Raw genomic sequence first — 1,103 nt, 5'->3', positions numbered from 1 at the left:
TAAAACAGCGGGGCCTGATCAACCTGCCGCGGACCCATCATCGATTCGATCTCCCGCCCAGACGGGACGGAATGAATTAGCGATCACGGTCGGCTTCAACACCGAGTTTTTCAACACAATCGGCGCAAAGCGGACATTCGGACCATTGGCGATGTCCGAAAAGTGCCATGAAGAGACATGCCGCGAGCCGTTGCTCAAACGATAAGCGCCCAACTTAGAAATCGAGCTTCCCTTGTATCGATTCTACCCCTGCCCTGGCGCAGGCTTCGTCGGCATCGCCTCCGGGCGCTCCCGAGACGCCAATCGCACCAACCAGCGACCCGCCCGCCTCGACGACGAGTCCGCCACCAATGACGATCGCGCCCGGAAGATTGCGAATACCTGCCTGCATCATGCCGGGCTGGCTGATGGTGAACAGGTTGCTCGTGCTGCTGCGGAAGGTCGCCGCCGTCCATGCCTTGCCCGAAGCAGTTGCGGGTGTGTGAGGTCCGGCGTAACGATCGCGCAGAATAACCTGGACCACGCCGAAACGATCGACCACGGCGACTGCGACCTGGTAACCGCGTTGCTGACAATTCGCGAGTGCCGACTGAGCTAGTTCCAGAGCGACTACGGGGGCCAAGGATTTATAGGTAACGAGCGAGTCCTGTGCCGGACACGGCGTCGAAATCAGCAGAGCGAAACCTGCCAGCAGATGTACACGGCTTTTGCTGTCCATAACTGATCCTGTTCATTCGGCCTGAGCCGCTGCTCGATGTTGCATTTGTTGCCCTGTTGAATTATCAAGTGCCTAGGGGAAGTACAGTCTCCCCTTGAGGCTTCGGTCCAAGAACTGTGCAGCACTCGACTCGTCGAGGCGATATGCACATGGAACGGAATGCCTCCATTTTCCCCAAACGAACGCAATCTGCAGCCTGCTTCTGCCGGATATCAGCCGCCGCCGATTCTGCGCGCGCTGCGCTGTCTGCGGCGAGATTCAGGGGAGCCATCATTGCGGCGACGCTTTTCCTCATGGGAGTGAATGACATGTCAAACCACGCGATCAGTTTCGAGAGCACCGGGATCGGTGTTGCGCCCGAGGGCTGGACGGTGACCCTGACAGG

General features: G+C 58.8%; 2 protein-coding genes and 1 pseudogene. 2 read left to right on the top strand and 1 reads right to left on the bottom strand.

The window, feature by feature from the left end:
- Positions 1-205 (top strand): hypothetical protein (locus JQ611_RS41475; protein WP_212468851.1); only part of this gene is annotated, 205 nt, incomplete at its 5' end.
- A 9-nt stretch (positions 206-214) separates the two neighbouring features.
- Here the strand turns inward: JQ611_RS41475 and JQ611_RS41470 are convergent.
- Positions 215-718 (bottom strand): heme-binding protein, encoded by a 504-nt coding sequence (locus tag JQ611_RS41470; protein WP_212468850.1) that lies wholly within the window; start codon positions 716-718, stop codon positions 215-217.
- Positions 719-867: 149 nt separating this feature from the next.
- On the opposite strand from JQ611_RS41470, the pseudogene JQ611_RS41465 reads away from it, so the two are divergent.
- A pseudogene (locus JQ611_RS41465) lies at positions 868-1,103 on the top strand (hypothetical protein); the annotation flags it as partial.

The sequence above is a fragment of the Bradyrhizobium sp. AUGA SZCCT0182 genome (assembly GCF_018130185.1).
Taxonomy (GTDB): Bacteria; Pseudomonadota; Alphaproteobacteria; order Rhizobiales; family Xanthobacteraceae; genus Bradyrhizobium.
The sequence above is the reverse complement of the archived record's forward strand: the minus strand, read 5'-3'. Positions and strand labels throughout refer to the sequence as shown.